This window comes from Laedolimicola sp. (genome assembly GCF_051972735.1).
Lineage (GTDB): Bacteria > Bacillota > Clostridia > Lachnospirales > Lachnospiraceae > Laedolimicola > Laedolimicola intestinihominis.
Genome location: NZ_JBOKYU010000091.1, coordinates 1 through 789, shown reverse-complemented (window position 1 = coordinate 789; position 789 = coordinate 1). Strand labels below are relative to the sequence as shown.

Here is a 789-nt window from a genome sequence, read left to right as displayed (position 1 = left end):
GTAAGGAGTAAGTAGCTCCTTTTCAAATCATGATATTTGAGTGCCCACAAATTGATCTGTAAAAGAGAAGTTTGTGGGCATTTATACATTAGGAGTCTTGATGGTTCTTTTCTTCACATTGATTGGTTTTGTGTTTTTATTAATATCCAAAAAGATAAAGTGATATGGGAATTTTTATATTTTTAGGTGTAATTGCGTTATTTATGGGTTCTTTTGCCTTGTGGGGTGTCTATAATCTTCATAAACAATAACAGATGCAAAGAGGATTCATTCATAGTATAGAAAGCTTCGGCTCTGTGGATGGGCCGGGCATTCGGTTCTTGATTTTCCTGCAGGGATGTCCGATGCGCTGCCAGTTCTGTCACAATCCGGATTCTTGGAAGACAGGAGTGGGAGAGGAGTGGTATGCTGACGACTTGTTGGACAAGGCAGAACGTTTCCGCAGCTATTGGGGCGATAAAGGCGGCATCACGGTGAGTGGTGGTGAGGCTCTTCTGCAAATCGACTTCCTCTTGGAACTTTTCGAGAAGGCACACCAAAGAGGAATCAATACTTGTCTCGACACTTCTGCACAACTCTTTACTCAGAAGGGTGTGTTCTTCGAGAAGTTTGAGCGACTGATGCAAGTCACGGATACGATCTTGCTCGACATCAAGCATATTGATGATGAGGAGCATCGCAAGTTGACTCGCCATTCCAACCAAAATATCCTCGATTGCGCCCGTTATCTGAGTGACATCAAGAAACCCGTATGGATTCGCCATGTGCTGATTCCTGGTATCACAGACA

At 43.3% G+C, this 789-nt stretch carries 1 protein-coding gene; it reads left to right on the top strand.

Annotation, left to right across the window (positions count from 1 at the left end; all coding sequences use genetic code 11):
- Positions 1 to 254: 254 nt before the first annotated feature.
- Positions 255 to 789: radical SAM protein (locus ACTRC3_RS11710; RefSeq protein WP_440323189.1), on the top strand; the 535-nt coding region annotated here is incomplete at its 3' end.